Source organism: Acinetobacter sp. AC1-2 (genome assembly GCF_016124155.1).
GTDB classification, from domain to species: Bacteria; Pseudomonadota; Gammaproteobacteria; order Pseudomonadales; family Moraxellaceae; genus Acinetobacter; species Acinetobacter calcoaceticus.
In genome coordinates, this window is record NZ_JABFFO010000037.1 from 1 (window position 1) to 246 (window position 246).

1 protein-coding gene is annotated in these 246 nt (G+C 48.4%); it reads left to right on the top strand.

The window, feature by feature from the left end; genetic code table 11:
- The coding region (locus tag HL290_RS18515) for an Ig-like domain-containing protein (RefSeq protein ID WP_227602341.1) at positions 1-246 on the top strand (246 nt) is incomplete at both ends.

Sequence of the window (246 nt, forward strand, 5' to 3'; positions counted from 1 at the left end):
GTACAGTCAATGATCCGACTGCAACAGTGGTGGTGAATGTAGATGGCACTGACTACCCGGCAGTAAACAATGGTGATGGCACCTGGAGTCTTGCAGACAATACCTTGCCTGTATTAACTGATGGTCCACACACCATTACTGTGACTGCAACAGATGCAGCAGGTAATGTCGGTACAGACACCGCTGTGGTAACAGTAGATACCACTGCACCAAATGCACCAGTACTTGATCCAATCAATGCCACTG